This window comes from Isoptericola sp. NPDC060185 (genome assembly GCF_042728595.1).
In the GTDB taxonomy this organism is placed as follows: Bacteria; Actinomycetota; Actinomycetes; order Actinomycetales; family Cellulomonadaceae; genus Isoptericola.
In genome coordinates this window covers 25,472-50,061 of record NZ_JBHWYY010000029.1, presented here as the reverse complement: position 1 = coordinate 50,061, position 24,590 = coordinate 25,472, and the positions used below count along the sequence as shown (strand labels likewise).

The 24,590-nt window shown below is 75.4% G+C and carries 23 protein-coding genes; 2 read left to right on the top strand and 21 right to left on the bottom strand.

Features of this window, described 5'->3' with window-relative positions:
* The coding region (rpsB, locus tag ACFWDO_RS11650; RefSeq protein WP_380346954.1) for a 30S ribosomal protein S2 at positions 1-962 on the bottom strand (962 nt) is incomplete at its 3' end.
* Between the two features lie 714 nt (positions 963-1,676).
* Here rpsB and ACFWDO_RS11645 point away from each other — a divergent pair.
* On the top strand, positions 1,677-2,498 hold the full coding sequence (locus ACFWDO_RS11645; protein WP_380324030.1) for a murein hydrolase activator EnvC family protein: 822 nt from the start codon (positions 1,677-1,679) through the stop codon (positions 2,496-2,498).
* A gap of 72 nt (positions 2,499-2,570) precedes the next feature.
* A complete protein-coding gene (locus tag ACFWDO_RS11640) occupies positions 2,571-3,146 on the top strand; it encodes a dihydrofolate reductase family protein (RefSeq protein ID WP_380324033.1) in 576 nt (191 codons plus the stop codon).
* A gap of 37 nt (positions 3,147-3,183) precedes the next feature.
* Here the strand turns inward: ACFWDO_RS11640 and ACFWDO_RS11635 are convergent, their stop codons facing one another.
* The 20 genes from ACFWDO_RS11635 to smc form a co-directional block, all read right to left on the bottom strand.
* Positions 3,184-4,131, bottom strand: a complete 948-nt coding sequence (locus ACFWDO_RS11635) for a tyrosine recombinase XerC (RefSeq protein WP_380324036.1) — start codon at positions 4,129-4,131, stop codon at positions 3,184-3,186.
* A 246-nt stretch (positions 4,132-4,377) separates the two neighbouring features.
* Positions 4,378-5,730, bottom strand: coding sequence for a DNA-processing protein DprA (gene dprA, locus ACFWDO_RS11630; protein ID WP_380324039.1), 1,353 nt, complete (start codon positions 5,728-5,730; stop codon positions 4,378-4,380).
* A complete protein-coding gene (locus tag ACFWDO_RS11625) occupies positions 5,723-7,258 on the bottom strand; it encodes a YifB family Mg chelatase-like AAA ATPase (protein ID WP_380324044.1) in 1,536 nt (511 codons plus the stop codon). Before ACFWDO_RS11625 ends, dprA begins: the two co-directional genes overlap by 8 nt.
* Positions 7,258-7,617, bottom strand: coding sequence for a YraN family protein (locus ACFWDO_RS11620; RefSeq protein ID WP_380324047.1), 360 nt, complete (start codon positions 7,615-7,617; stop codon positions 7,258-7,260). Before ACFWDO_RS11620 ends, ACFWDO_RS11625 begins: the two co-directional genes overlap by 1 nt.
* A 177-nt stretch (positions 7,618-7,794) precedes the next feature.
* Positions 7,795-8,094, bottom strand: coding sequence for a DUF2469 domain-containing protein (locus ACFWDO_RS11615; RefSeq protein WP_380324050.1), 300 nt, complete (start codon positions 8,092-8,094; stop codon positions 7,795-7,797).
* Positions 8,091-8,978: a ribonuclease HII gene (locus tag ACFWDO_RS11610; protein WP_380324053.1), complete on the bottom strand. Its 888-nt coding sequence runs from the start codon at positions 8,976-8,978 to the stop codon at positions 8,091-8,093. Before ACFWDO_RS11610 ends, ACFWDO_RS11615 begins: the two co-directional genes overlap by 4 nt.
* The gene (gene lepB / locus ACFWDO_RS11605) at positions 8,975-9,808 is read right to left on the bottom strand and encodes a signal peptidase I (RefSeq protein ID WP_380324056.1); all 834 of its coding nucleotides are present in this window, start codon (positions 9,806-9,808) and stop codon (positions 8,975-8,977) included. The genes ACFWDO_RS11610 and lepB overlap by 4 nt, the downstream gene beginning before the upstream one ends.
* A 178-nt stretch (positions 9,809-9,986) precedes the next feature.
* Positions 9,987-10,346, bottom strand: coding sequence for a 50S ribosomal protein L19 (rplS, locus tag ACFWDO_RS11600; RefSeq protein WP_380324059.1), 360 nt, complete (start codon positions 10,344-10,346; stop codon positions 9,987-9,989).
* 163 nt (positions 10,347-10,509) lie between these two features.
* A complete protein-coding gene (gene trmD / locus ACFWDO_RS11595; protein WP_380324061.1) occupies positions 10,510-11,319 on the bottom strand; it encodes a tRNA (guanosine(37)-N1)-methyltransferase TrmD in 810 nt (269 codons plus the stop codon).
* A gap of 1 nt (position 11,320) precedes the next feature.
* A complete protein-coding gene (gene rimM, locus ACFWDO_RS11590) occupies positions 11,321-11,881 on the bottom strand; it encodes a ribosome maturation factor RimM (protein WP_380324064.1) in 561 nt (186 codons plus the stop codon).
* Positions 11,882-12,042: 161 nt separating this feature from the next.
* Positions 12,043-12,282, bottom strand: coding sequence for an RNA-binding protein (locus ACFWDO_RS11585; protein WP_380324067.1), 240 nt, complete (start codon positions 12,280-12,282; stop codon positions 12,043-12,045).
* Complete coding sequence (rpsP, locus tag ACFWDO_RS11580) at positions 12,282-12,704, bottom strand: 30S ribosomal protein S16 (protein ID WP_380324070.1); 423 nt, start codon at positions 12,702-12,704, stop codon at positions 12,282-12,284. Before rpsP ends, ACFWDO_RS11585 begins: the two co-directional genes overlap by 1 nt.
* 183 nt (positions 12,705-12,887) lie before the next feature.
* The gene (locus ACFWDO_RS11575) at positions 12,888-14,000 is read right to left on the bottom strand and encodes an amidohydrolase family protein (RefSeq protein ID WP_380346951.1); all 1,113 of its coding nucleotides are present in this window, start codon (positions 13,998-14,000) and stop codon (positions 12,888-12,890) included.
* A gap of 52 nt (positions 14,001-14,052) precedes the next feature.
* Complete coding sequence (gene ffh / locus ACFWDO_RS11570; RefSeq protein WP_380326798.1) at positions 14,053-15,672, bottom strand: signal recognition particle protein; 1,620 nt, start codon at positions 15,670-15,672, stop codon at positions 14,053-14,055.
* A gap of 58 nt (positions 15,673-15,730) precedes the next feature.
* Positions 15,731-17,467, bottom strand: a complete 1,737-nt coding sequence (locus ACFWDO_RS11565; RefSeq protein WP_380346949.1) for an HD domain-containing protein — start codon at positions 17,465-17,467, stop codon at positions 15,731-15,733.
* 78 nt (positions 17,468-17,545) lie between these two features.
* Complete coding sequence (locus tag ACFWDO_RS11560; RefSeq protein WP_380323419.1) at positions 17,546-17,884, bottom strand: P-II family nitrogen regulator; 339 nt, start codon at positions 17,882-17,884, stop codon at positions 17,546-17,548.
* Positions 17,881-19,170 (bottom strand): ammonium transporter, encoded by a 1,290-nt coding sequence (locus ACFWDO_RS11555; RefSeq protein ID WP_380323416.1) that lies wholly within the window; start codon positions 19,168-19,170, stop codon positions 17,881-17,883. Before ACFWDO_RS11555 ends, ACFWDO_RS11560 begins: the two co-directional genes overlap by 4 nt.
* A gap of 157 nt (positions 19,171-19,327) precedes the next feature.
* Complete coding sequence (ftsY, locus tag ACFWDO_RS11550) at positions 19,328-20,494, bottom strand: signal recognition particle-docking protein FtsY (protein WP_380323413.1); 1,167 nt, start codon at positions 20,492-20,494, stop codon at positions 19,328-19,330.
* 41 nt (positions 20,495-20,535) lie between these two features.
* Positions 20,536-20,862, bottom strand: a complete 327-nt coding sequence (locus tag ACFWDO_RS11545) for a hypothetical protein (protein WP_380323410.1) — start codon at positions 20,860-20,862, stop codon at positions 20,536-20,538.
* A 4-nt stretch (positions 20,863-20,866) separates the two neighbouring features.
* Positions 20,867-24,445: a chromosome segregation protein SMC gene (gene smc, locus ACFWDO_RS11540; protein ID WP_380323407.1), complete on the bottom strand. Its 3,579-nt coding sequence runs from the start codon at positions 24,443-24,445 to the stop codon at positions 20,867-20,869.
* Positions 24,446-24,590: the final 145 nt, after the last annotated feature.

Below are 24,590 nucleotides of genomic sequence, written 5' to 3'. Positions count from 1 at the left end.
CCGCTGTCTCGCACAGCGCCCGAAGGAGGCACATCGCATGGTCGGCAGACACACTCGGACTTCTCGGTGGCCTGCTCGCCCTCGGCGGCCGGCGTCTCCTCGGCGGCGGGCGCCTCGGTGGCGGTCTCCTCGGCGGCGGGCGCCTCGGTCGCGGCCTCATCGGCGGCGGGGGCCTCGGCCTGCGCGGCCTCGGCACCGGCCAGGAGCTCGCGCTCCCACTCGGCCAGCGGCTCGGCCTCGGCGGTCTGGTCGGCCTCGCCCTTCTTGCCCGAGTGGCGCTGCATGAGGCCCTCGGCCGCGGCGTCCGCGATCACGCGGGTGAGCAGCGTGACGGAGCGGATCGCGTCGTCGTTGCCCGGGATCGCGTAGTCGACGACGTCGGGGTCGCAGTTGGTGTCGAGGATCGCGACGACGGGGATGCCCAGCTTGCGGGCCTCGTTGACGGCGAGGTGCTCCTTGTTAGTGTCCACGACCCAGACCGCCGACGGCGTCTTGGCCATGTCACGGATGCCGCCCAGCGTGCGCGCGAGCTTGTCCTTCTCGCGGCGCAGGACGAGGAGCTCCTTCTTCGTCAGCGCGGAGCCGGCGACGTCGTCGAAGTCGATCTCCTCGAGCTCCTTGAGGCGCTGGAGGCGCTTGTGCACGGTGGTGAAGTTGGTGAGCATGCCGCCCAGCCAGCGGTGGTTCACGTACGGCATGCCGACGCGGGCGGCCTGCTCGGCCACCGGCTCCTGCGCCTGCTTCTTGGTGCCGACGAAGAGGATGGTGCCGCCGTGGGCGACGGTCTCCTTGACGAACTCGTACGCGCGGTCGATGTACGACAGCGACTGCTGGAGGTCGACGATGTAGATGCCGTTGCGCTCGGTGAAGATGAAGCGCTTCATCTTCGGGTTCCAACGGCGGGTCTGGTGCCCGAAGTGGACACCGCTCTCGAGGAGCTGGCGCATGGTCACGACGGCCATGACACGTCCTTTCGCCGCGTGCGCCGGATCATCCGGGCGGCACGCGCGTCAGGCGACCGGCCCTGCACCCTCGGCAGGAGTCCGGTCGCGGTACTCGGTTCGTCGGTGACGGGCATCTGGCCCACCACCCCTGGCGTCACGCCGGGCCGGCACCGCTCCCGGGAGACCGGGCTCGGACCGCTGCCGACGCGGCCGCACCCTGCGACCGGCGGACCGGGACGCGGGGCGCGTACGTGACGCGCGATGTCGACCTGCTCGTTCCGCACCACCCGGTCGGCGGGCCGGGACCGTCGAGGACGGACACGAAACACCGAGAGGTCGGGGGGCGAGGCACAAGCCGATCGCACCCACCAGTCTACCCGACGGGAAGGGGCGATCCGGCGCTCCCCGGACCGGCCTCGTCACACCCGGTGCCGCCCGCGGGTGCTGCCCGTCGCCGACGCCGTCCCCCAGCGATCGCCCGGATCGGAGCCTGCCCCCAGGACACCTTCGTCCACAGCGACGAACGCCGCCGCACCACCGCCGGCCGGGCCCGGTCAGGCTGCCCGCATGACTTCCGCCCCCGGCGCACCGTTCCCCCGCCCGAACGCGCCACGAGCTCCGGGTTCCACGCCACCCCACGCTTCCACGCCGACACACGCCTCGTCGCCGACGCCACTGCCCCCGGCCGACGCGTCCGTGCCGGGCTGGCCTGCAGCACGCGGGGCCGCCCGTGTGGCCTTGCTCGCCGGGCTGGCGCTGCTGCTCGGCGCCGCGGCCGTCGTCGTCGGGGGCGGCCTCGATGCGGGCGCCAGCAATCGGGGCGGCGTCCGTGCTCCCGTCACGACCTGGTCGACCGGCACCGGCCTGCAGCTCGCCGGGCGCTCCGTGGCGGAGTGGACACGTGTGACCGACGCGGCGGGCACGGTCGGCGCGACGACGACGGCCATGGTCCCGGCGGCAGCGGCGGGCCACGCGCTTGTGCCGACCAGCCCCGCCGGCGTCCCCGCGAGCGCGGGGCCAGGCGCCCCAGGCGACCCCCCAGGCGACCCCGCAGGCGACGCGGCCGGCGACGCGGCCGGCGACCTGGCCGGCGACCTGGCCGGCGACCTGGCCGGCGACCTGGCCGGCGACCTGGCGCCGCGCGGCGGCTGGGCGCGCCCCGTGCCGGGTCCGGTCCTGCACGAGTTCGACCCGCCGGCCGAGCGATGGCAGGCCGGGCACCGCGGCGTCGACCTCGCCGCGGCGGTGGGCGAGCCCGTGCGGTCGCCGGCGGACGGGACCGTGTCCTTCGCCGGCTCGGTCGCGGGCAAGCCGGTCGTCGTGGTCACGCATGCCGGCGGCCTGCGGTCGACGTTCGAGCCGGTGACAGCCGGGGTCGACCTCGGCACCGCCGTGAGCCGCGGCGACACGATCGGCTCGCTCGCCCGAACCCCTGGGCACTGCGCACCTGCCGGGTGCCTGCACTGGGGCGTGCTGCGCGGCGAGGTCTACCTGGACCCGCTCGCGCTCGTCGGCGAGGACGCCCCGATCGTCCTGCTCCCCGGCGGCCCGTGAGGGCGGGACAGATGAGTACGGCGCCGCGCGACCGTCTCTCCTCGCGACCGCACGCTCGACGAGGGAGATGTCATGGCCAAGGTGATCGCGGGGGCGACCGTGTCGCTGGACGGGTACGTGCAGGACGCCGGCGGGAACTTCGGAGCCCTGTACGCGGACTTCGGCTCACCCGAGAGCACCGCGTACATGCAGCAGCTGCAGGAGGAGACCGGCGCGGTGCTCATGGGCCGCCGCACCTACGACCTCGCCGAGGACCCCGACGGATACGCGGACGGCTACGAGTACCAGGTGCCGATCTTCGTGGTGACGCACGAGCCGCCGCCCGTCGCGCCGAAGCGGAACGAACGGCTCTGGATCACGTTCGTCACGGGCGGGGTCGAGGAGGCCGTCTCGCGCGCGGTCGAGGCGGCGGGCGACCGCGACGTGAGCCTCATCGGCGGCGCGAACCTGTTCCGCCAGCTCATGGCCGGCGGGCTCGTCGACGAGCTGGCCGTGGACGTCGTGCCGGTCCTGTTCGGCGGGGGCGTCCGCCTGTTCGGCGACGGTCCGGGATCGGTGCCGCCAGGCACCACTCTGGAGAAGGTGAGCGTCCAGGACGTCGGCGCCCGCACGTCGCTGCGCTACCGGGTGGTCCGGCGCGGCGCGTAGGACGAGCGCGCGGCGGCGGGGGAGCTCGGGCGCCCGGTCAGGCGCGGGGGAAGGCCTGCACGAACACCTTGCGGAGACGTTCGTCGTCCACGTGGGTGTACCGCTGGGTGGTGCCGAGGTCCGAGTGCCCCAAGACCTCCTGCACGGACCGCAGGTCGGACCCGCCCTGCAGCAGGTGGGTGGCCGCCGAGTGCCGCAGCGCGTGCGGGGCGACGTCCTCGACCCCGGCCTTCGCGGCCAGCAGGTGCACCGCGTCGCGGACCTGACGCTGCCCCCACCGTCCGCCGCGCGCGCCGAGCAGGAGCGCGGCACCGGAGCCCGGCCGAACGAGCGCCGGCCGGCCGGACGCGAGCCACTCCGACACGGCGCGCGCCGCGGGCACCCCGAAGGGCACGACCCGTTCCTTGCCGCCCTTGCCCAGCACCCGCACGAGCCGCTCGGTGAGGTCGACGGCCGGGACGTCCACCTGGACGAGCTCGCCGACCCGGATCCCGCTCCCGTACAGCAGCTCCGCCGCCGCCCAGGCGCGCAGCGCCGCGGGTCGGTCGTCGGGCTCCGCGGCGTGCGCGGTCTCGCGTGCGGCGTCGAGCAGCGCCGACGCGGCCTCCGCGCTGAGCACCGTCGGCAGCGTGCGGGGCACCTTCGGACTGGCGAGGCGAGCAGTCGGGTCGCCGGCCACCAGGCCCACTCGGTAGGCCCAGCGCAGGAACGTGCGGGCCGCGGCGCCGCGCCGGGCGATCGTGGCCCGCGCCAGCCCGCGCTCGGCCTGCGTGGCGAGCCAGCCGCGCAGCATCGCCACGTCCACGCCGGGAAGGTCCGTCACCCCGTGGCGCACGGCGTACCGCAGCAGCGAACCCACGTCCGCCCGATAGGCCCGGCGCGTGTGGGCCGAATGGCCTCGCTGGACCTCGAGAAACTCGTCGAAGCGGGCCAGCGCCTCGTCGAGCTGCGCCGGCAGCGGCGGCAGGTCAGGATCGGTGTCCACCCAGGTCAGTGTGCCCCTGAGGGGCCGCGAGGCGGGTGAGGGCGGCGCGCGTGTCTCGTTCCGCACGCCAGCCCGTCCGGCCCGGCCGCGCCCTCCTCCCGGCGCGCAGCCTGCCCGCGCCTCCCCTCGCCTCCTCCAGTCGCTGCCCGTAGCCCCTCACCACCTCCGCGCGCTGCCCGTAGCTCCCCTCACCGCCTCCGCGCGCCGCCTGCAGCACTCCGCACGCCCCTCGCGCCGCGGCGCGGGTCACCGCCGCGGGCCGCGGCGCCGCGGCCCGCGGCTCCAGCGCCCGCCGTCCTGCCCTGCGAGCCCGTGCAGCTCGAGGGTCCCGAGCCCGGCGAGCGTCTCGGCGACCGACAGCCCCGCCGACCGCGTCAGGGAGTCGAGCGCCGCGGACGACCGTGCCGGCAGCGCGTCCCACACCCGCCGCGCGCGCTCGTCGAGCCCGTCGACCGCCTCGGGCCGGCCACCCCGGGGCGCGGCTCCGTCCCCGGCTCCCCCCGGAGCGGCCGCGCCGTCGGGCCGACCCGCCTCGTCGGGTGCGCCGCCCGTGCCGTACGGACCCGCGAGCTCGGCCACCTCCGCGGCGTCGGTCACGCAGACCGCCGCTCCGTCGCGCAGGAGCATGTGGCACCCGGTCGACGTCCCGGACGTCACCGGGCCGGGAACCGCGCCGAGCGGGCGCAGCAGCCGGGTCGCGTGCCGGGCCGTGTTGAGCGCGCCCGACCGCCACGCAGCCTCGACCACCACCGTGGCGCACGACGCGGCGGCGATGATCCGGTTGCGCGCCAGGAACCGCTGCCGGAAGGGGGCCGACCCGGGAGGCACCTCGCTGATCACGGCCCCGGCCCCGTCGGCCAGCCGACGCAGCAGGTCGGCGTTGCCCGGCGGGTAGAAGCGGTCGACGCCGCCCGCGAGCGCCGCGACGGTCGCAGCTCCGCCGGCGAGCGCCCCGCGGTGGGCCGCGGCGTCGATGCCGTACGCGCCGCCCGACACCACCGTGAACCCGCGGTCGGCGAGCTCCGCCGCGATCCCCGACGCCACCTGGTCGCCGTAGGCGCTGGAGGCCCGTGCCCCCACCACCGCGACCGAACGCTCGGCGAGGGTCGCGAGATCCGGGTCGCCCCGCACCCAGAGGGCGAACGGCTCCTCCGCCCCGAGGTCGGCGAGCCGACCGGGCCAGCGCGCGTCCTGGGGGATCAGGAGCGTGCCGCCGAGCCGCTCCAGGACACGCAGCTCGCGCCGGGGGTCGAGACGGTCGAGGCGAGGTGCCCACCGCGCGACGCCCTCCATGAGCCGGTCCCCCGCGACGTCCGAGCCGAGCGGGTCGAGCGCCGAGCCGCGCAGGGCGCGCGCGGGGTCACGGACCGCGTCGACGACCCAGCTGAGCGCCTCCCCCGCGCCGAGGTGCGCCACGAGGGCCCCGGCCACCATGTCTCCCGGCTCGGCGAGCCGGCTCCACGCCGCCCGGGCGAGGTGCGGATCGGCGACGTCGAACGGCACGGTGGACGGTCCCGCCGCGCGAGGTGCGGACACCGTCCCCGCAGGACGGGCGGGCGCCGCGCCGTTCCGGGGCGTGTCGACGACGGGCTCAGCCATGGTGCCCTCGCGTGCGCATCGTCACGGCGGTGGACACGTCGTCGCTGGTCGGGCCCTCGCGGCCGGCCAGGTCCGCGATCGTCCACGCGATCCGCAGCACGCGGTCCGCCCCGCGCAGGCTCAGCACGCCCCGGTCCACCATCTGCTCGATCGGGGCGAGCACTCCCGGCCCCCGCGAGCGGTCCCGCAGCCACTTCCCGGAGACCTCGGCGTTGGTCGACCAGGGCGTGTCGGCCAACCGCTCGCGCGCCCTCTCGCGGGCCACAGCGACCCGGTGCGCGACCTGGGCCGACGACTCCCCCGACGCACGATCGGTCCGCTCGGCCCGGGTCACGGGCTGCACGTCCACCTGCAGGTCCACGCGGTCGAGCAGCGGGCCCGACAGCCGGCCGAAGTACCGGCGCTTCGCCGTCGGCGTGCACGCGCAGTCGAGCCCCTTGTTGACCGACGCCATCCCGCACGGGCACGGGTTCGCCGCCAGCACGAGCTGGAAGCGGGCCGGATAGCGCGCGGCGCCTCCCGAGCGATGCAGCACGAGCTCCCCCTGTTCCAGCGGCTGGCGCAGCGTCTCGAGCACCCGGGACGGGAACTCGGGCGCCTCGTCGAGCAGGAGCACGCCCCGGTGCGCCCGCGACACGGCGCCAGGACGCGCCAGGCCGGTCCCTCCCCCGACGATCGCCGCCGGCGTGGCCGTGTGGTGAGGGTCCTCGAACGGGGGCCTGGTCATCAGGCCGTTCCCGGGGTCGAACGTCCCCGCCACCGAGTGCACCGAGGTCACCTCCACCGCCTCCGCGGGCGTGAGGTCCGGGAGGATGCCGGGCAGCCGCGCCGCGAGCATCGTCTTGCCCGCCCCCGGCGGTCCCACGAGCAGCAGGTGGTGCCCGCCGGCGGCGGAGATCTCGAGGGCCATGCGCGCCTGCGCCTGGCCGACGACCTCGGACAGGTCGCCCGACGACCGGCGCACCGACGGCTGCCGGGACGGGCGCACGGCGTCGAGGACCGGCACCTCGGCGAGGTCCCCGCCGTGCAGCAGCACCACCTCGGCGAGGGTCGCGGCCGCGTGCACGCGCGCGCCGGGCACGAGGCGTGCCTCGTCCGCGTCGCCCGCCGCCACCACGACGTCCGGGCAGCCTGCCTCGACCGCGGCCGCGACGGCCGGCAGCACGCCCCGGACCGGCTGCAGACGCCCGTCCAGCCCGAGCTCCGCCAGGTGCACCACCCGGTCCAGGCCGGCCGCGGGGATCGCCCCGTCCCCCGCGAGCACGGCGACGGCGATCGCGACGTCGAACGACGAGCCCGACTTGCGCAGCGACGCGGGCGAGAGGTTGACCGTGATCTTGCGGTGCGGCCACTTGATGCCCGTGGAGAGCACGGCAGCCCGCACCCGCTCGCGGGACTCGTGCAGCGCGGTGTCGGGCAGCCCGACCAGCGTGAACCCCGGCACGGACGCCGCGAGCTGCGCCTGCACCTCCACCAGGTGCCCGCTCAGCCCTGTCAGAGCCACCGACGCCGTCGTCCCGAGCCCCATCAGAGGACCCCGACCAGGTGCTCGACCTGGGCGGCGCCCGACCGTGGCAGCACCACGGCGACGACGTCGACCCGCACCTCGCGGCACCGTACGTCGCGGTGCTCGACGAGCCACTGCCCGGTGAGCCGCCGCACGCGCGCGAGCTTCTCCGGCGTCACCGCCTCGGCCGGGTGCCCGAACGCGGTGCCCCGGCGCGTCTTCACCTCGATCGCGACCAGCACGTCGCCGTCGCGCGCGACCAGGTCGAGCTCTCCGCCCGCTCCGCGCCAGTTGCGCTCCAGCACCTGCAGGCCCTGCGCCTCGACGTGGCGCGCGGCCACCCGTTCCCCGTACTGCCCGACGGCGTCCTTCGCCCGCATCGAACCACCTCCGCGGGACAGCCTCCCGGCGGGGCGGACGGCCCGGAGCCGGCCGGGCGCGGCTGTGGACGGCGCCGAGCCTGGGGGCAGCGTCGGAGCCTGTGCCCGCTTCGCGGCGTCCTCACCGCGGACCACCGCCGACCACCGCACGACCGCGGTGAGATCATCGCGGGGCGGTCAGAGGGCGAGCTCCGCCTTCGCGAGCTCCTCGACGTTGACGTCCTTGAACGTCACCACGCGCACGGACTTCACGAACCGCGCGGACCGGTACACGTCCCACACCCAGGCGTCGGCCAGGCGGAGCTCGAAGTAGACCTCGCCGGCTGCGGAGCGCACCTGCAGGTCCACCTGGTTCGCGAGGTAGAACCGCCGCTCCGTCTCCACGACGTACGAGAACAGGCCCACCACGTCGCGGTACTCGCGGTAGAGCGCGAGCTCCATGTCGGTCTCGTAGTTCTCGAGGTCTTCGGCGCTCACGGTGCCATCATCCCATCGGCCAGCTCCCCGTCGAGCGTGACGGCGGGCGCGCCGGGAACCGTGGCCCCGGCCCCGCCGTCGTCCGCGAGCGCGCGCAGGTTCCACGACCGCCGGTGCTGCGGGGTCGGCCCGTGGCTGCGCAACGCCTCGAGGTGCGCGGGGGCGGAGTACCCCTTGTTCTGGTCCCAGGCGAACGCCGGGTACTGACGGGCGAGGCGCACGAGCAGGCCGTCGCGCTCCACCTTGGCGAGCACGCTCGCCGCCGCGACCGACGAGCACTGCAGGTCCGCCTTGACGAGGGTGCGCACGGCTGGCTCGGGCACGTCGGGGCTCAGGGCCGGGTCGAGGTCGGTCGCCTCGAACAGGTCGACGTCGCCGCGGCTCAGCCAGTCGTGCGAGCCGTCGAGCAGCACCACGTCCACGTCGCCGCAGGTGCGCCGCACCTGCGCCAGGGCGCGCCGGCCGGCGAGCCGCAGCGCGGCCACGATGCCGTGCGCGTCGATCTCCGCGGGACCGGCGTGACCGACGGCCCACGCCACGCCCCAGCGCTGCAGCTGGGGCACCATGGCGACCCGCGCCGCCGGGGTGAGGAGCTTGGAGTCCGTCAGCCCCTGCGGGGCGGTCCGCGTGGCGGCGTCCACCACGACCACGCCCACGCTCACCGGGCCCGCGAGCGCGCCGCGGCCCACCTCGTCCATGCCCGCGACGAGGCGCGCCCCGCCCGTGAGCAGGGACCGCTCCTGGCGCAGGGTGGGGCTTCGGCGCTGCTTGGCGCCGGCGTTCGCCGTGCGCCGGCGCGGCGGCGTCGGACGACGCAGCGACTCGGGGCCGGAGAGCGCGCGGGCGGCCTGTGCGCCGTCCTGCTGCTCGACGAGCGAGGTCACGGCTCCGGCACCTTCGCGAAGACGTCGCCCGGGTTGCGCAGCAGGGTCGCGTCGCCCAGCGGCCACACGGTGGCGAACGCCGAGCCGACCACGTTGCCCATGGGCACGAAACCGCCGCCGGGCTTGCCGGTGTTGTAGCGCGAGTCCGCCGAGTTCTGCCGGTTGTCGCCCATGACGAACAGCATCCCGTCGGGCACGGTGACGTCGAAGTCGAGCTCGCTCGGCACCGAGCCGGGCTTGATGTACGACTCCTCGTCGATGGCCTCGCCGTTGACGGTCACGCGCCCCTGGTCGTCGCAGCACTTCACGTGGTCGCCGGGCAGGCCGATGACGCGCTTGATCAGGTGGTCACCGGTCTCCTGCGGCATGAGCCCGACGAAGGTCAGGACGTTCGTCACGGCCTGGCCGACCGGGCCGCGCTCCGGCGGCTCGTACGGGGGCAGCCAGCCCCCCGGGTCCTTGAACACCACGATGTCGCCGCGGTGCACGTCGAAGACGTCCGGGACCATCCGGGAGACCATCACACGGTCGCCGATCTCGAGCGTGTCCTCCATGGACCCGCTGGGGATGAAGAACGCCTGCACGAGGAACGTCTTGATGAGCCACGACAGGACGAGCGCGCTGATCACGATGATCGCCGTCTCGCGCAGGACGCCGAGGCCGCCGCTCCTGCCGCGGCTCGGCGCGGGGCCGTCTGCCGGGGCGGGCCGGCCCGGTCCGACCACGGCGTCGAAGCCGCCGGACCCGTCGCCGGAACCCGCGCCCGCGGGGTCGGTCGGTCGGGGCTCGTGCGCGCTGGGCCGGTCGGTCACGGGATCGGAGTCTGCCACGCCCTCACTCTTTCACTCGCGACCGTCCAGGGCGAAACCGTCACGAGCCGTGGCGTACCGGGCGGCGAGCCCCGGCGGGCGGGCCTCCGAGAACGACGAACGGGCGGCCCTGCCGAAGCAGGACCGCCCGTCGGTGCGAACCGGTGCGGCGCGACGCGGGGCGTCACGCCGCGGTGGCTCACTTCGCGGTCGGCGTCTCGCGCTTCTCGCGGATCTTCGCCTTCTTGCCGCGCAGGTTGCGCAGGTAGTACAGCTTGGCGCGGCGGACGACACCGCGCGACACGACCTCGATCGAGTCGATGGTCGGGGCGTGCAGGGGGAACGTGCGCTCCACGCCGACACCGAAGCTGATCTTGCGGACGGTGAACGTCTCGCGGACGCCGCCGCCCTGGCGCGCGATGACGATGCCCTGGAACGCCTGGACGCGCGAGCGGTTGCCCTCGACGACCTTGACGTTGACCTTGACGGTGTCGCCGGCGCGGAAGTCCGGGACGTCGGAGCGCAGCGAGGCTGCGTCGACGGAGTCGAGCGTGTGCATGGTTCTCTCCCCGCCCTGCCACAGGTCAGGAGCAAGATCGTGGCGCGCCCACGGGCGCGCGGAATCTGACGTGTCGTGGGTGCGTCGCTTCTCGACCCGGACGGCCAGCAGCCGTCGTGACCTCCCCTGTGGCAGAGGCCTGGTCGGCGAGCACACCAGCGCCCTATTCTGCCACAGGTCCCGGCGCGGGCTCGGCGGGGGGCCGGAGGCGTCCGTCACGCACGTCCCAGCCCAGGTCCGCGAGCAGCGACCGGTCCGCCTTGTCGAGCGCGGCCGGGTCGAGCGCGGCCACCATGTCGGGGCGCCGCGCCGCCGTGCGCTCCAGCGCCCGGTCGCGCCGCCAGCGCTCGATCCGCGCGTGGTGCCCGGACAGCAGCACCTCCGGCACCTCGAACCCCTCCCAGGCGGGCGGCTTGGTGTAGACGGGGTACTCGAGCAGCCCGGCGGCGCCGTGCGACTCCTCGACCAGCGAGTGCGGGTTGCCCACGACGCCGGGCAGCAGCCGCCCGAACGCCTCGATCATCACGAGGGCGGCGACCTCGCCCCCGTTCAGCACGTAGTCGCCGATGGACAGCTCGCTCACACGGTGCCCGGCTTCGCGGGCGCGCTCGGCGACCCGGGCGTCGATGCCCTCGTAGCGCCCGCACGCGATAACCACGTGCTCCTCGAGCGCCAGCGCCTCGGCGTGCCGCTGGGTGAACACGTCGCCCGACGGCGTCGGCACCACGAGGTGCCCGCCGCCGCCCGCCGGCAGCACGTCGTCGAGCGCGCGGCCCCACACGTCCGGGCGCATGACCATGCCCGCTCCCCCACCGAACGGGGTGTCGTCCACGGTGCGGTGCCGGTCGGTGGCCCAGTCCCTCAGGTCGTGCACGCGCAGGTCCAGCAGGCCGGCCTTGCGCGCCTTGCCCACGAGCGACAGGTCGAGGGCGGCCAGGTAGTCCGGGAAGATCGAGACGACGTCGACGCGCACGTCAGCCCTCGTCCCGGTCCGGCTCGTCCTGCGCGGGACGGTCGACGACGACCGCCTCGGCATCGCGGGCGAGCAGCCCGCCCGGGGGCGTGAGCACGACCCGGCCGCCGGCCACGTCGACCGTCGGCACGATGGCGTGCACGAACGGGACGAGCGTGCGCTCGCCGCCCGGCTCGCGGACCACGAGGGCGTCGTGCGCGGGCAGGTGCTCCAGCCCGACGACCTCGCCCACGACCGTGCCGTCCTCGAGCTCGGCACGCAGGCCCTGCAGCTCGTGCGGGTACCAGGCGTCCTCCTCGTCGGAGGCGTCGGCCTCGACGACGAGCTCGACGCCGCGCAGCGCCTCGGCAGCGGTCCGGTCCGCGACCTCCGCGAAGGACACGAGCCAACGCCCCTGGTGCTCGCGAGCACCCGTCACGGTCAGCGGGCCGGCCTCGGCCGGGTCGGTGCGAAGGGTGAGGCCGACCGCCAGGCGGTCCTCGGGGTTGTCGGTGCGCAGGTCGAGCCCGACCTCGCCTCGGAGCCCGTGCGCGCGCCCGACGCGCGCCACCACCAGCTGCATGACCACTCCTGTCTCGTGTTCGTTCGGCGGGACGTCGACGGCCCCGCGGTCCAGCATGCCCCGCCCGGGCCGGGGCCACCCCCGACAGACGACGAGGCCCGGCCCCACCGTCGTGCGGTGGGGTCCGGGCCTCGTCGAAGCTGCGGCAGCGGGTGCTGCGGTCAGCGCCGGTCGACGTCCACGACGTCGACCCGCACGGGGCCGTCCGTCGCGAGCGCGCCGACCACGGTGCGCAGAGCCTTCGCGGTCCGTCCGCCCCGGCCGATGACTCGGCCGAGGTCGTCGGGGTGCACCCGCACCTCGAGCAGGTCGCCCCGGCGCTGCGTCCGCGCACCCACCCGGACGTCGTCCGGGTGGTCCACGATGCCGCGCACCAGGTGCTCGAGGGCCTCGGCGAGCATCAGGCCTCGGCCTCGGCCTCGGCCTCGGCGGACTCCGCCGGCTCCGCGGTCTTCTTCTCGGCGGCCTTCGCCTTGGCCTTCTCGGCCTCGGCGGCGACGGCCTCGATCGCGGCGGCGCTGTCGGCCTTCGCGGTCTTGGTCCGCAGGGTGCCCTCGGCGCCCGGCAGGCCCTTGAACTTCTGCCAGTCACCGGTGATCTTGAGGAGCGCGGCGACCTGCTCGGTCGGCTGCGCACCGACGCCGAGCCAGTACTGCGCGCGCTCGGACTTGATCTCGATGAACGACGGCTCCTCGGTCGGGTGGTACTTCCCGATCTCCTCGATGACGCGGCCGTCGCGCTTGGCGCGCGAGTCGGCCACGACGACGCGGTAGTACGGGGCCCGGATCTTGCCGAGGCGCTTCAGACGAATCTTGACGGCCACTGTGGTGGTGTCTCCTGGTTCTGGTGGGGCGACCTTGCGCTCCGCCGGGTGGGGTCCTGGCGGCGCATGAGGTCAGGACGCGACCTGCGCAGGAGAGAGGGGCCTGGGCACGCCGAGTACCCGGACATTGTGCCAGACCCGGGGGGCCCGCTCCAACCGCGTGTGATGGACGCCCCAAGGGGGTCAGCCGTGCACGACCTGGCCGCGCAGCACGACGGCCGTCGGATGCCGCAGCACCTCGATGTCCTCGCGCGGGTCGGCGGGGTACACGACGAGGTCCGCGCTGGACCCCTCCACGAGCGCGCCGAAGCCCAGCACCTCGCGGGCCCGCCAGGTCGCCATCGCGACCACCTCGGCAGCGGGGATCCCCGCCGCGACCAGCTCGGCGCACTCGTCGACGACGCGCCCGTGGCCCAGCGTGCCGCCGGCGTCCGTGCCGACCAGCAGCGGGACGCCGGCCTCGTGCAGGGTCCGCACGTGCTCGTACCGGCGGGCGTGCATGTGCCGCATGCGCGCGGCGTACACGGGGTACTTCTCCTGCGCCTGGTCGGCGATCTCGGCGAACCGCCCCACCTGCAGGAGCGTCGGCGTCACCGGGATGCCGCGGGCGGCGACCTCGTCCACGTATCCGCCGACCACGCCCGTGCCGTGCTCGATGCCGTCCACGCCGGCGGCGAGGAGGTCGCCCACGACCTCCTCGGAGAACGCGTGCACCGTCACCCGCGCCGCCTCGGCGTGCGCGGCGGCGACCGCCTCGACGAGGACGTCGCGCGGCCACAGCGGCCGCAGGTCCCCCTCGGCGCCGAGGTCGCGGTCGATCCAGTCCCCCACGAGCTTGACCCAGCCGTCCGCGGCGCGCGCCTGGGCGCGCACCGCGTCCGGCAGGTCCGCCACGTCGTCGAGCTCGAGGCCGAAGTTCCGCAGGTAGCGCTTCGGCCGGGCGAGGTGGCGGCCGGCGCGCACGACGCGAGGCAGGTCCGGGCGCTCGTGCACCCAGGAGGTGTCCACGGGAGACCCGGCGTCGCGCACGAGCAGGACGCCCGCGTCGCGGTCGGCGAGCGCCTGCGCGACCGCCGTCTCGGCGTCGACGGCGCCGTCCGGCCCGAGACCCACGTGGCAGTGCACGTCGACCAGCCCGGGCAGCACCCAGCCCTCGAGGTCGCGGGTGGCGCTGCCCTGCGGCGACGGGCGGGTCAGGCTGACGCGCCCGTCACGCACCCACATCTCACCGACGTCGCGGTCCTGTCCGAGCAGGACATGGCCGGTGACGTGCAGCGGGACGTGCGGGGCGGGCATGGTCGAAGGCTACCGAGTCGCGGGGGTCGTCCGGGTGCGCCGGGCCGGAGGCTCAGCGGCCGCCGAGCAGCTTGTCGAGGCCGTCGGGGAGCTGGAGCTTGGAGAGGTCCTGCTCGGTCGGCTCCGCGCCCCCGCCCACGCCGAAGGCGGAACCGGGCGCCGCGGGCTTCTCCACTGGGCCGCCGAGGGCGCGCTGCATGGCGTCGCGCTCCTGCTGCGCCCGCTTCGCCGGGTTGCCGGACTTGCCCTTGACCTTGCGCTGCGGCGCCTGCTTGCCGCGCGCCTTCTTGCCGCCGCCGGGCATCCCCGGCATCCCCGGCATCCCGCCGGGCATGCCCGGCATGCCGCCGCCCTTGCTCATCTGGCGCATCATCTTCTGCGCCTGGCCGAACCGCTCGAGGAGCTGGTTGACGGCAGTCGTGGTCTGCCCGGAGCCGCGCGCGATGCGGGCCCGGCGGGAGCCGTTGATGATCTTGGGGTTGTCCCGCTCGGCCGGCGTCATCGACTGGATGAGGGCCTGGACGCGGTCGACCTCGCGCTCGTCGAAGTTCTCGAGCTGCTCGCGCATCTGCCCCATGCCCGGCATCATCCCGAGCATCTTCTTCATCGAGCCGAGCTTCTTCATCTGCTGCATCTGCACCAGGAAGTCGGCGAGGGTGAAGTCCTCGCCCTTCTCGACCTTGGCCGCCATCTTGGCGGCCTCCTCGGCGTCGAACGCCTTCTCGGCCTGCTCGATGAGGGTGAGCACGTCACCCATGTCGAGGATGCGCGAGGCCATCCGGTCGGGGTGGAAGACCTCGAAGTCGGTCAGCTTCTCGCCCGTGGAGGCGAACATGATCGGCCGGCCCGTGATCGTGGCCACCGACAGCGCGGCACCACCGCGGGCGTCGCCGTCGAGCTTCGACAGCACCACGCCGGTGAAGTCCACGCCCTCCTCGAACGCCTTCGCGGTCGCGACGGCGTCCTGGCCGATCATCGCGTCGATGACGAACAGGACCTCGTCGGGCTGCACCGCGTCGCGGATGTCCGCGGCCTGGCGCATGAGGACCTGGTCGACGCCGAGGCGGCCGGCGGTGTCGACGATGACGACGTCGTGCTGCTTGGCCTTCGCCTCCGCGACACCCTGGCGGGCCACGCCCACGGGGTCGCCGATGACGACGTCGGTCTCCGCACCCTGGTTGCCCGGGTGGGGCACGAAGACGGGCACGCCCGCGCGCTCGGCCACGACGGACAGCTGGGTGACGGCGTTGGGCCGCTGCAGGTCGGCGGCGACGAGCAGCGGCGTGTGGCCCTGGCCCTTGAGGGCGAGCGCGAGCTTGCCGGCCAGGGTCGTCTTACCGGCGCCCTGGAGGCCCGCGAGCATGATCACCGTGGGCGGCGTCTTCGCGAGCTGCAGCGGCCGGGTCTGGCCGCCGAGGATCGCCACGAGCTCGTCGTTGACGATCTTCACGACCTGCTGCGCCGGGTTCAGCGCGCCCGACACCTCGGCGGACAGCGCGCGCTCGCGCACGGCGGCGGTGAACTCGCGCACGACGGGCACGGCGACGTCGGCGTCGAGCAGGGCCCGGCGGATCTCGCGCACGGTCGCGTCGATGTCCGCCTCGGAGAGCCGGCCCCGCCCGCGCAGGTTCTTGAACGTCGCGGTGAGCCGGTCCGACAGGGAGTTGAACACCAGGCAGGTCCTTACGGGATTCTCGGTACGGAAGTCGCGATGGATGCGGCTACCTACCCTACCGGTCGACGGCGAGCGCCCGGCGGGCCCGCCCGGTGAGGTCGTCCACCAGGGCGGCGCGCCACGCCGTCCACCCCGCGGGCCCCAGCGACGACGCGTCCGCCTCCGTCAGCGCCCGCACGGTCTCGAGCAGGTCGGCGCGGTGCTCGAGCGCGTCCAGGAGCTCCGTCACGGTGTCCGGGTCCGCCAGGTCCGCGGTGGTCGCGAGCCGGGCGAGGGTGAGGTGGTGGCGCACGACCAGGCCGACGTCGCGCGCCAGGCCCTCGTCGAACCCGGTGCGCCGCACGACGGCCGGCGCGATCGCCGCGCCCTCGACGGCGTGGTCGGTGCTGACCGCGCCGCGCCGCTTGCCGATGTCGTGCAGCAGCGCGGACAGCAGCAGCAGCTCGCTCGGCGCCGGGTCGCTGCCGGCGTCCGCCGCGACCTGGCGCCGCACGCGTGAGGCGCGGGCCACCGTCTCGACGAGGTGCCGGTCCACCGTGTGCCGGTGGATCGCGGCACGCTGCGGGCGGTTGCGCACGCCGGCCCACTCGGGGATCCAGGTCGTGACGACGCCCGCGAGGTCGAGGGCCTCCCACACGGGCACCTGGGCGGGGCCCGCGCCGAGCAGCGTGAGCAGGGCCGCGCGGGCGGCAGGCGGCCACGGCACCGGCGGCGGGGGGCTCTGGGCCAGGGACTGCACGGTGACGGGCGAGAGCACCAGCCCCGTGCGCGCCGCGGTGGCCGCCGCGCGCAGCGGGAGCAGCGGGTCGTCGGCGGGCTGCGCGCCGGCGGCCAGCACCAGCTCGCCGTCGTGCTCGACGAGGCCGTCCCCCGCCGAGCGCAGCCGTGGGGCCGACCGCCGCCCGCGCACCATGACCGGCCGCCGCACCGGCGGTCGCTGCAGCGCCTGGCGCGCCCGGCGCACGGTCGAGTCCAGCGCGTACGAGATCTCGCGGCCCGCCTCGGCCAGGCCGGCCAGCAGCTCGTCCGGGTCGTCGTGGCCGCAGCGCGCGGCGACCTCGTCGAGGTCGGCGAGCAGCAGCCGGGTGGAGCGCCGCCGCGTCACGACGTGCACCGTGTCGCGCACGTCCAGCAGGTGCGCGTACGCCCGGTCGACCCGCCCGTGCGGGCGGTCGGTGAGCCAGGTGGCCGCGAGCGCCGACAGCAGCAGCGCGTCGCGGATGCCGCCGCGCGACTCCTTGAGGTCCGGCTCGACGAGGTAGGCGAGCTCGCCGGCCCGTTCGGCGCGCTCCCGGGCGCTCGCCAGCAGCTCCGGCAGGCGGCGCCGGGAGGCGGAGCGCCAGTCCGAGAGGATCGCGGACGCCGCCCGGTGCACGACCACGGCGTCGCCCGCGAGCGGCCGTACGTCGAGCCAGCCGACGGCCGCCGGGAGGTCGGTGGAGGCGAGCCGCCGGGTCTGGCTCAGGGAGCGCACGGCGTGGTCGACGTCGACCCCGGAGTCCCACAGCGGGTACCAGAGGGCGTCGGCCACGCGGGCGAGCTCGTCCGGCTTGTGGGTGCGCCCGTCGTGCACGAGGACGAGGTCGAGGTCGGACAGCGGGCCCGGCTCGCCGCGCCCCAGGCTGCCGACGGCGGCCAGCGCGATCCCCGCCGGGTCGACGTCGGCCGTGGCGGCCTCGTACAGGGGCGCGAGCCGGTCGGTGACGAGCTGCTGCAGCGCGGTGCGCCGCGCGACCCCGGAGCGACCGGGGCCGGTCAGCCCCTCGGCCAGCGCGAGCAGGTCGGCGCGCAACGGGCCGACCGGGCCCCGCCCCCCGGTGGCCGGGGGGCGGGACCCGGTCGGGTCCCCGAGCGCCTCGGGCGACGTCACCTACAGGGCCGCGTCGCCGTGCTCGCCGGTGCGCACGCGCACCACGTCGTCGAGCGAGGTGGTCCACACCTTGCCGTCGCCGATGCGCCCGGTCTGGGCGGCCTTGACGACGACGTCCACGACGGTGGGCGCGTCCTCGTCCGCGACCAGGACCTCCACGCGGACCTTGGGCACCAGGTCCACGGTGTACTCGGCGCCGCGGTAGACCTCGGTGTGCCCCTTCTGGCGGCCGTAGCCGCTGGCCTCGCTGACCGTCATGCCGCGGATGCCGGCGGCCTCGAGGGCGGACTTCACGTCGTCCAGGCGGTGGGGCTGGACGACCCCCGTGACGAGCTTCATGCGCGGATCTCCTTCTTGATCTGGCCGCCGGCCGACCCCTGCGGGATCGTCTCGTACGCGGTCTCGCTGTGCACCGCGAGGTCGATGCCGCCGACCTCGGCCTCCTCGGGCACCCGCCAGCCCATGACCGCCTTGAGGGCCAGGGCGACGACCGTGGTGAGCACCAGGGAGAAGACGACCGCGATGAGGGCGATGATCACCTGCACGACGAGCTGGGAGACCCCGCCGCCGTAGAACAGGCCCGTCTCGGTGGCGAGGAAGCCGATGGAGACGGTGCCCCACAGGCCGGCGACCAGGTGCACGCCGACGACGTCGAGCGAGTCGTCGAAGCCGAGCTTGTACTTCAGGCCCACCGCGAGGGCGGACAGGACGCCCGCGACGGCGCCGAGCAGCAGCGCGCCCACCGGGCTCACGGACCCGGCGGCCGGGGTGATCGCGACGAGCCCCGCGACGACGCCGGACGCCGCGCCGAGCGAGGTGGCGCTGCCGTCGCGCAGCTTCTCCGTGACGAGCCACGCGAGCATCGCGGCCGCGGTCGCCGACGTCGTGTTCACCCAGGCGAGGCCCGCGGACTCGTTGGCGCCGAACGCGGAGCCGGCGTTGAAGCCGAACCAGCCGAACCACAGCAGAGCGGCGCCCAGCATCACCATCGTGAGGTTGTGCGGGCGCATCGGCTCGGTACCGAAGCCCTTGCGCTTGCCGACCACCAGCGCCAGCACGAGGGCCGCGGCGCCGGCGTTGATGTGCACCACGGTGCCGCCCGCGAAGTCGATCGGCGCGGCGATCCCGCCGAACGGCCCGTCGGCGGACAGCAGCCCGCCGCCCCAGACCATGTGCGCCATCGGGAAGTAGACGACGGTGGCCCAGATGCCGGCGAAGACCATCCAGGTACCGAACTTCACGCGGTCGGCGATCGCGCCGGAGATCAGGGCGACGGTGATGATCGCGAACGTGACCTGGAATGCCACGTCGATCACCTGCGGGTAGTTGCCCAGCGGGCTCACCACCGCGTCACCCGCGTCGTCGAAGAGCGTGCCGCTCAGCCCGAACTGGTCGAACGGGTTGCCGACGATCCCGCCGACGTCCGAGCCGTAGGACATCGACCAGCCCCACAGCACGTAGATCACGCCGACGACGCCGATCGCGCCGAACGACATCATCATCATGTTCAGCACCGACTTGCCGCGCACCATGCCGCCGTAGAACAGCGCCAGGGCGGGCGTCATGAGGAGCACGAGCGATGCCGACGTCAGCATCCACGCAGCGGCCCCGGTGTCCCATTCCATGGTGTTCTCCCCTCGCCAGCCCGGCGGCTGGTCGGGGACAACACTCGCGGCGCGCCGTTTCGCCCGTGCTCAGGTTGTGTGACGGGCACGTGACAAAGCGGCCTCGGACGTCAACGTTCTGTTACACGGCGCGCCGCGCGGCCCTCGGCCCAGGAGCTCAGCCCAGGAGACCGTCGACGAACTGCTCGGGGTCGAACGGCGCCAGGTCGTCCGGGCCCTCCCCCAGACCGACGAGCTTGACCGGCACGCCGAGCTCGCGCTGCACGGCGACGACGATGCCGCCGCGGGCGGTGCCGTCCAGCTTGGTCAGCACGATGCCCGTGACGCCCGCGACCTCGCCGAAGACGCGCGCCTGGTTGAGCCCGTTCTGGCCCGTGGTGGCGTCGAGCACCAGCAGCACCTCGGCCAGCGGGGCCTCCCGCGTGATGACGCGGGTGATCTTGCCGAGCTCGTCCATCAGGCCGGCCTTGTTCTGCAGGCGGCCCGCGGTGTCGACCAGCACGACGTCCGTGCCGTCGGCCTTGCCCTGCTTGACCGCGTCGAACGCGACGGCGGCCGGGTCGGCGCCGTCGCGGTCCGCGCGCACCGTCTCCACGCCCACGCGCGAGCCCCAGGTCTGCAGCTGGTCGGCCGCCGCCGCGCGGAACGTGTCCGCCGCGCCGAGGACGACCGTGCGGTCCTCGGCGACGAGCACGCGGGCGAGCTTGCCGACCGTCGTCGTCTTGCCCGTGCCGTTCACGCCCACGACCAGCACCACCGCGGGCAGCCGCGTGCCGTCCTCGGTGACCGGGCCGGTCGTCGCGACCTCGCGGTCCAGGGACGGGTCGACGACCTTGAGCAGCTCCTCGCGCAGCAGGTCGCGCACCGACTGCGGGTCCTTGACGCCGAGCACGCGCACCCGGGTGCGCAGGGCCTCGAGCAGCTCCTCGGCCGGCCCCGCGCCGATGTCGGCGAGCAGGAGCGTCTCCTCGAGCTCGTCCCAGTCGTCCTCCGTGAGGTGGTCGCGCGAGAGCACGCTCAGCAGGCGCGCGCCGAAGGGCGAGCCCGACCGGGCGAGCCGGTCGCGCAGGCGGACCAGGCGGCCCGCGACCGGCTCCGGCGTCTCGAGCGCCGGGGCCTCCGGGGCGACGTCCGCGGGCGCCTCGGGCTCCCCGACCCCCGGCTCCGCGACCGGCGGCTGTGCGGCGGGCGGCGCGAGCGTCGTCGAACCCCCGGCGTCGTGGTCCGGGCGACGCCGGCGCGACCGCGGGACGAGCAGGGCGGCGCCGCCGCCGACCACGACGACGACACCGAGGAGGATCCAGAGCCAGAGCAGATCAGTCACGCGCACAGTCTCCCAGAACCGCGCGCCGTGTCAGGCGGGGGTCACTCGGGCTTGCGGACGGTCCCCACGTGCCAGGTGCTGCGCGCCTGCAGCCGGGCCCGGTGCAGGGCCTCGGTCAGCTCCTCCGGGTCGACGTACCCCGGGGCGTCCTCGATCGTCGCGGCGAAGAACTCGTCCATGCCGGTCTCGACCGGGGCGGGGGGCGCGACGCGTTTGCGCCGCAGCCCGGACCGGAAGTCGCGGAGGAAACGACGGAGGCCGGGGGCCTCCTCGTCCTGCCCCTCACGACGCTCCATGACGTTGGCCACGAGGAACACCACCGCGGCGAGAACGAGGGACCCGAGGACCCAGAAGACGAACGTGAGCATGGCGCTATTCTCCTCGCGCGTCGGCGGTCTCGCGCATCCGCTGGGAGATGACGGTCGTCACACCGTCGCCGCGCATGGTCACGCCGTACAGCGCGTCCGCGACCTCCATCGTGCGCTTCTGGTGGGTGATGACGATGAGCTGCGAGTCCTCCTGCAGCTCACGGAAGATCTCGAGCAGCCGGCCCAGGTTGACGTCGTCCAGGGCGGCCTCGACCTCGTCCATCACGTAGAAGGGGCTGGGGCGGGCCTTGAAGATCGACACGAGGAACGCCACGGCCGTCAGCGACCGCTCCCCGCCGGACAGCAGCGACAGCCGCTTGACCTTCTTGCCCGCTGGCCGCGCCTCGACCTCGATGCCGGTCGTGAGCAGGTCCGACGGGTCCGTGAGCACCAGCCGCCCCTCGCCCCCGGGGAAGAGGCGGCCGAACACCCGCACGAACTGCTCCGCGGTGTCCTGGAACGCCTCGGCGAACACCTGCTGCACGCGCTCGTCGATCTCCTCGACGATGTGCAGCAGGTCCTGACGCGACTTCTTGAGGTCGGCGAGCTGCTCCGTGAGGAACTGGTGGCGCTCCTCGAGCGCCGCGAACTCCTCCAGCGCGAGCGGGTTGACGGCGCCGATCCGGGCGAGGGCCCGCTCCGCCGTCGCCAGCCGCTTCTCCTGCTCGGCGCGCACGTAGGGCACCGGGTCCGGGTCGGGCTCGTCGTCGGCCGCGTCGGCGGGCCGCGCCACGGGCACCTCGCGGTGCGGGCCGAACTCCTCGACGAGCACCTCGGGGTCGCTGCCCAGCTCGTCGACCGCGCGGGCCTGCAGCTGTTCCAGCCGCGCCACCTGCTGGGCCCGCGCGACCTCGTCGCGGTGCGCCACGTCGGTGAGGTCGCGCAGCTCCCCCGCGAGCCGGTCGGCGTCGGCCCGCACGGCGTCGAGCTCCTGCTGGCGCGCCGCGCGCGCCTCGTCGGCCGCGGCCCGCTCGGACTGCGCCCGCTCGATCGAGCGCGCGAGGACACCGAGCGCCGTGCCGGCGTCGTCGCGCACCGACGCGGCCGTGCGGGCCTCCGTCGCCCGCTGCACCGCGCGGCGCTCCGCCTTCTCCCGCGCCGCGCGCTCCTGGGCGGCGGCCCGGGCGAGGCCCTGCGCACGGCCCGCGACCGCGCGCGCCCGCTCCTCGCTGGTGCGCAGCTCCAGCCGCGCCTCGGTCTCGGCGGCGCGCGCGGCGGTGGCGGCCGCCTGGGCCGCGTCCCGCTGCTCCTGCGCGGCCTCCACCTGCTCCTGGGACTGGGCGGGCTCGGCCTCGGCCACCTCGAGCCGCCGCACCAGGTCCGTCAGCTCCGCCTCGTCGGCCGCGCGCCGCTCGTGCGCCTGCGCGAGCGTGGCGCGGTGCCGCTCGGCCTCCGCCAGCGCGGAGCGGTGCGCCGCGCCCAGCGTGCCGAGCTGCTCGGCGACGGCGGCGAGGGCCGCGTCCGACTCGTGCAGCAGCGCGAGGGTCTCGTCCTGGGCCGCCTGCGCCGCCTCGAGCCGCTCGCGCGCGCCGACGAGCTCGAACCGGCACCGCTCGCCGCGGGCCGCCGCGTCGTCCAGGCCCTCCTTCGCCTCGTCGAGCGCGGACGTCAGGTGCAGCACGCTCGGCGCGGCCGCCGAGCCGCCCCAGGCGCGCGCCGCCCCGAGCAGATCGCCCGCCCGGGTCACGGCGACCACCTCGGGGGCCCGCTGCACCAGCGCGCGGGCCTGCGCCAGGTCGTCCACCACGACGACGTCGCGCAGCAGCGTGCGCAGCGGTGCCGCCGCCGGGCCGGCGACGGTGACGACGTCGGTCGCCCGTCGCGCGCCGTCGGGCAGGTCCACCGCGACGGCCTCGGCGGTGTCCGCCGGCGCGGGGCCGCCGACCACCAGCCCGGCGCGACCCGCGTCGTCGTCCCGCAGGCGCCGCAGCGCGTCGACGGCCGCGTCGACGTCGCGCACGGCGACCGCGTCGGCGACCGGGCCGAGCGCGGCCGTCACCGCGTCCTCGTACCCCTGCTCGACGCCGAGCAGCGCGGCCACCGAGCCGAGGACCCCCGGCGCGGCGTCCGCGAGCAGCGCGCCCGCGCCGTCCTTGCGATCGAGACTCAGCTCGAGCGCCTCGACCCGCGCGCTCCAGGTGGCCCGGTCGCGCTCCGCCTCCGCAGCGCGGGCCTCGAGGTCACGCACCGCGGCCTGCGCCTCGGCGAGCGCCGTCGTCGCGTCCTCGTGCCGGGCGTCGAGGTCCTCCTCGCCCTCCTCGGCGCCCACGACCTGCACCTCCAGCGCGCCGAACTCGCGGGCCGCCTCCGCGGCCCGGCGCTCCGCCTCGGCCACGACCTCCCGCACCCGGTCCAGCTCCGCGTCGCCTGCCTCCACGCGGCTGCGCCGGGCCGCGACCTGCCCCGAGAGCCGGGCCAGGCCCTCGCGCCGGTCCGCGGCGCCGCGGTGCAGCGTCGCGAGCTCGCGCTCCGCCGCGTCCGCGGCCTTCTCGGCGTCCGTGCGGTCCGCGACGACCCGCTCCACCGCCTCCCGCGCCAGCTCGACCTCGCGGGTCAGCTCCGCCTCCGTCGCCCGGGCGCGCTCCGCCTGCGCCTCGAGGGCGGCCGGGTCCTGTCCGCGCTGCTCCGGCTCGACGGCGCCGAGCAGCCGCACCCGCTCGTCGGCCAGCGTCGCGAGGCCGCGCAGCCGCTCCCGCAGTGCACTCAGCGCGTGGAACGCGTCGGCGGCGCGGCTCGCGTCCGCGACGGCGCCGGACGCCGCGACCTCGAGGCGCGCCAGGTGCGCGCGGGCCTGCCCCAGCCCCTGCTCGGTGGCCTGCTGCCGCTCCTTCAGCGCCGCCTCGTCGGCCCGCTCCTGCGCCATCTGCGCGGTGAGCTGGGCCAGGTCGTCGGCCAGGAGGCGCGAGCGCGCGTCGCGCAGGTCGGCCTGCACCGTGCGGGCCTTGCGCGCCGCCTCCGCCTGCCGGCCGAGCGGCCCGAGCTGGCGGCGCAGTTCCGCGGTGAGGTCCGTGAGGCGGGCGAGGTTGCCCTGCATCGCCTCGAGCTTGCGCAGCGCCTTCTCCTTGCGCTTGCGGTGCTTGAGGACGCCCGCGGCCTCCTCGATGAACCCGCGACGGTCGTCGGGCGTGGCGCGCAGGACGGCGTCGAGCTGCCCCTGCCCCACCACGACGTGCATCTCGCGGCCGATGCCGGAATCGCTCAGCAGCTCCTGGATGTCGAGCAGCCGGCACGAGCTGCCGTTGATCGCGTACTCCGACCCTCCGCTGCGGAACAGCGTCCGGGAGATCGTGACCTCGGTGTAGTCGATCGGCAGGGCGCCGTCGGTGTTGTCGATCGTGAGGGACACCTCGGCGCGGCCCAGCGGGGGGCGGCCGGAGGTGCCGGCGAAGATGACGTCCTCCATCTTGCCGCCGCGCAGCGACTTCGCGCCCTGCTCCCCCATCACCCACGACAGGGCGTCCACCACGTTGGACTTCCCCGAGCCGTTCGGCCCGACCACGCACGTGATGCCCGGCTCGAGGCTCAGCGTCGTCGCCGAGGCGAACGACTTGAAGCCGCGGAGCGTGAGCGTCTTGAGGTGCACGCGGCGAGCCTAACCGCAGGGTGTCGCTGATCCGCGGAACTCCGCCGGTCCCGCCCGGACCGCCCGCCCCGGACACCGCCCGGGAACGCATCGAGCGTGCTGACTTGCTCCCCACGACCGTCGTTCGGGGAACACGTCAGCACGC

Bases quoted from the DNA above. Each gene is read 5' to 3' on its own strand.
- ACFWDO_RS11640 (WP_380324033.1), top strand. From the start codon at position 2,571: ATGGCCAAGGTGATCGCGGGGGCGACCGTGTCGCTGGACGGGTACGTG.
- dprA (WP_380324039.1), bottom strand. From the start codon at position 5,730: ATGGCTGAGCCCGTCGTCGACACGCCCCGGAACGGCGCGGCGCCCGCC.
- ACFWDO_RS11625 (WP_380324044.1), bottom strand. From the start codon at position 7,258: ATGGGGCTCGGGACGACGGCGTCGGTGGCTCTGACAGGGCTGAGCGGG.
- ACFWDO_RS11620 (WP_380324047.1), bottom strand. From the start codon at position 7,617: ATGCGGGCGAAGGACGCCGTCGGGCAGTACGGGGAACGGGTGGCCGCG.
- rplS (WP_380324059.1), bottom strand. From the start codon at position 10,346: ATGCACACGCTCGACTCCGTCGACGCAGCCTCGCTGCGCTCCGACGTC.
- rimM (WP_380324064.1), bottom strand. From the start codon at position 11,881: ATGCAGCTGGTGGTGGCGCGCGTCGGGCGCGCGCACGGGCTCCGAGGC.
- ACFWDO_RS11585 (WP_380324067.1), bottom strand. From the start codon at position 12,282: ATGCTCGCCGAGGCCCTCGAGCACCTGGTGCGCGGCATCGTGGACCAC.
- ACFWDO_RS11575 (WP_380346951.1), bottom strand. From the start codon at position 14,000: ATGCCCGCCCCGCACGTCCCGCTGCACGTCACCGGCCATGTCCTGCTC.
- ACFWDO_RS11560 (WP_380323419.1), bottom strand. From the start codon at position 17,884: ATGAAGCTCGTCACGGGGGTCGTCCAGCCCCACCGCCTGGACGACGTG.
- ACFWDO_RS11555 (WP_380323416.1), bottom strand. From the start codon at position 19,170: ATGGAATGGGACACCGGGGCCGCTGCGTGGATGCTGACGTCGGCATCG.
- ACFWDO_RS11545 (WP_380323410.1), bottom strand. From the start codon at position 20,862: ATGCTCACGTTCGTCTTCTGGGTCCTCGGGTCCCTCGTTCTCGCCGCG.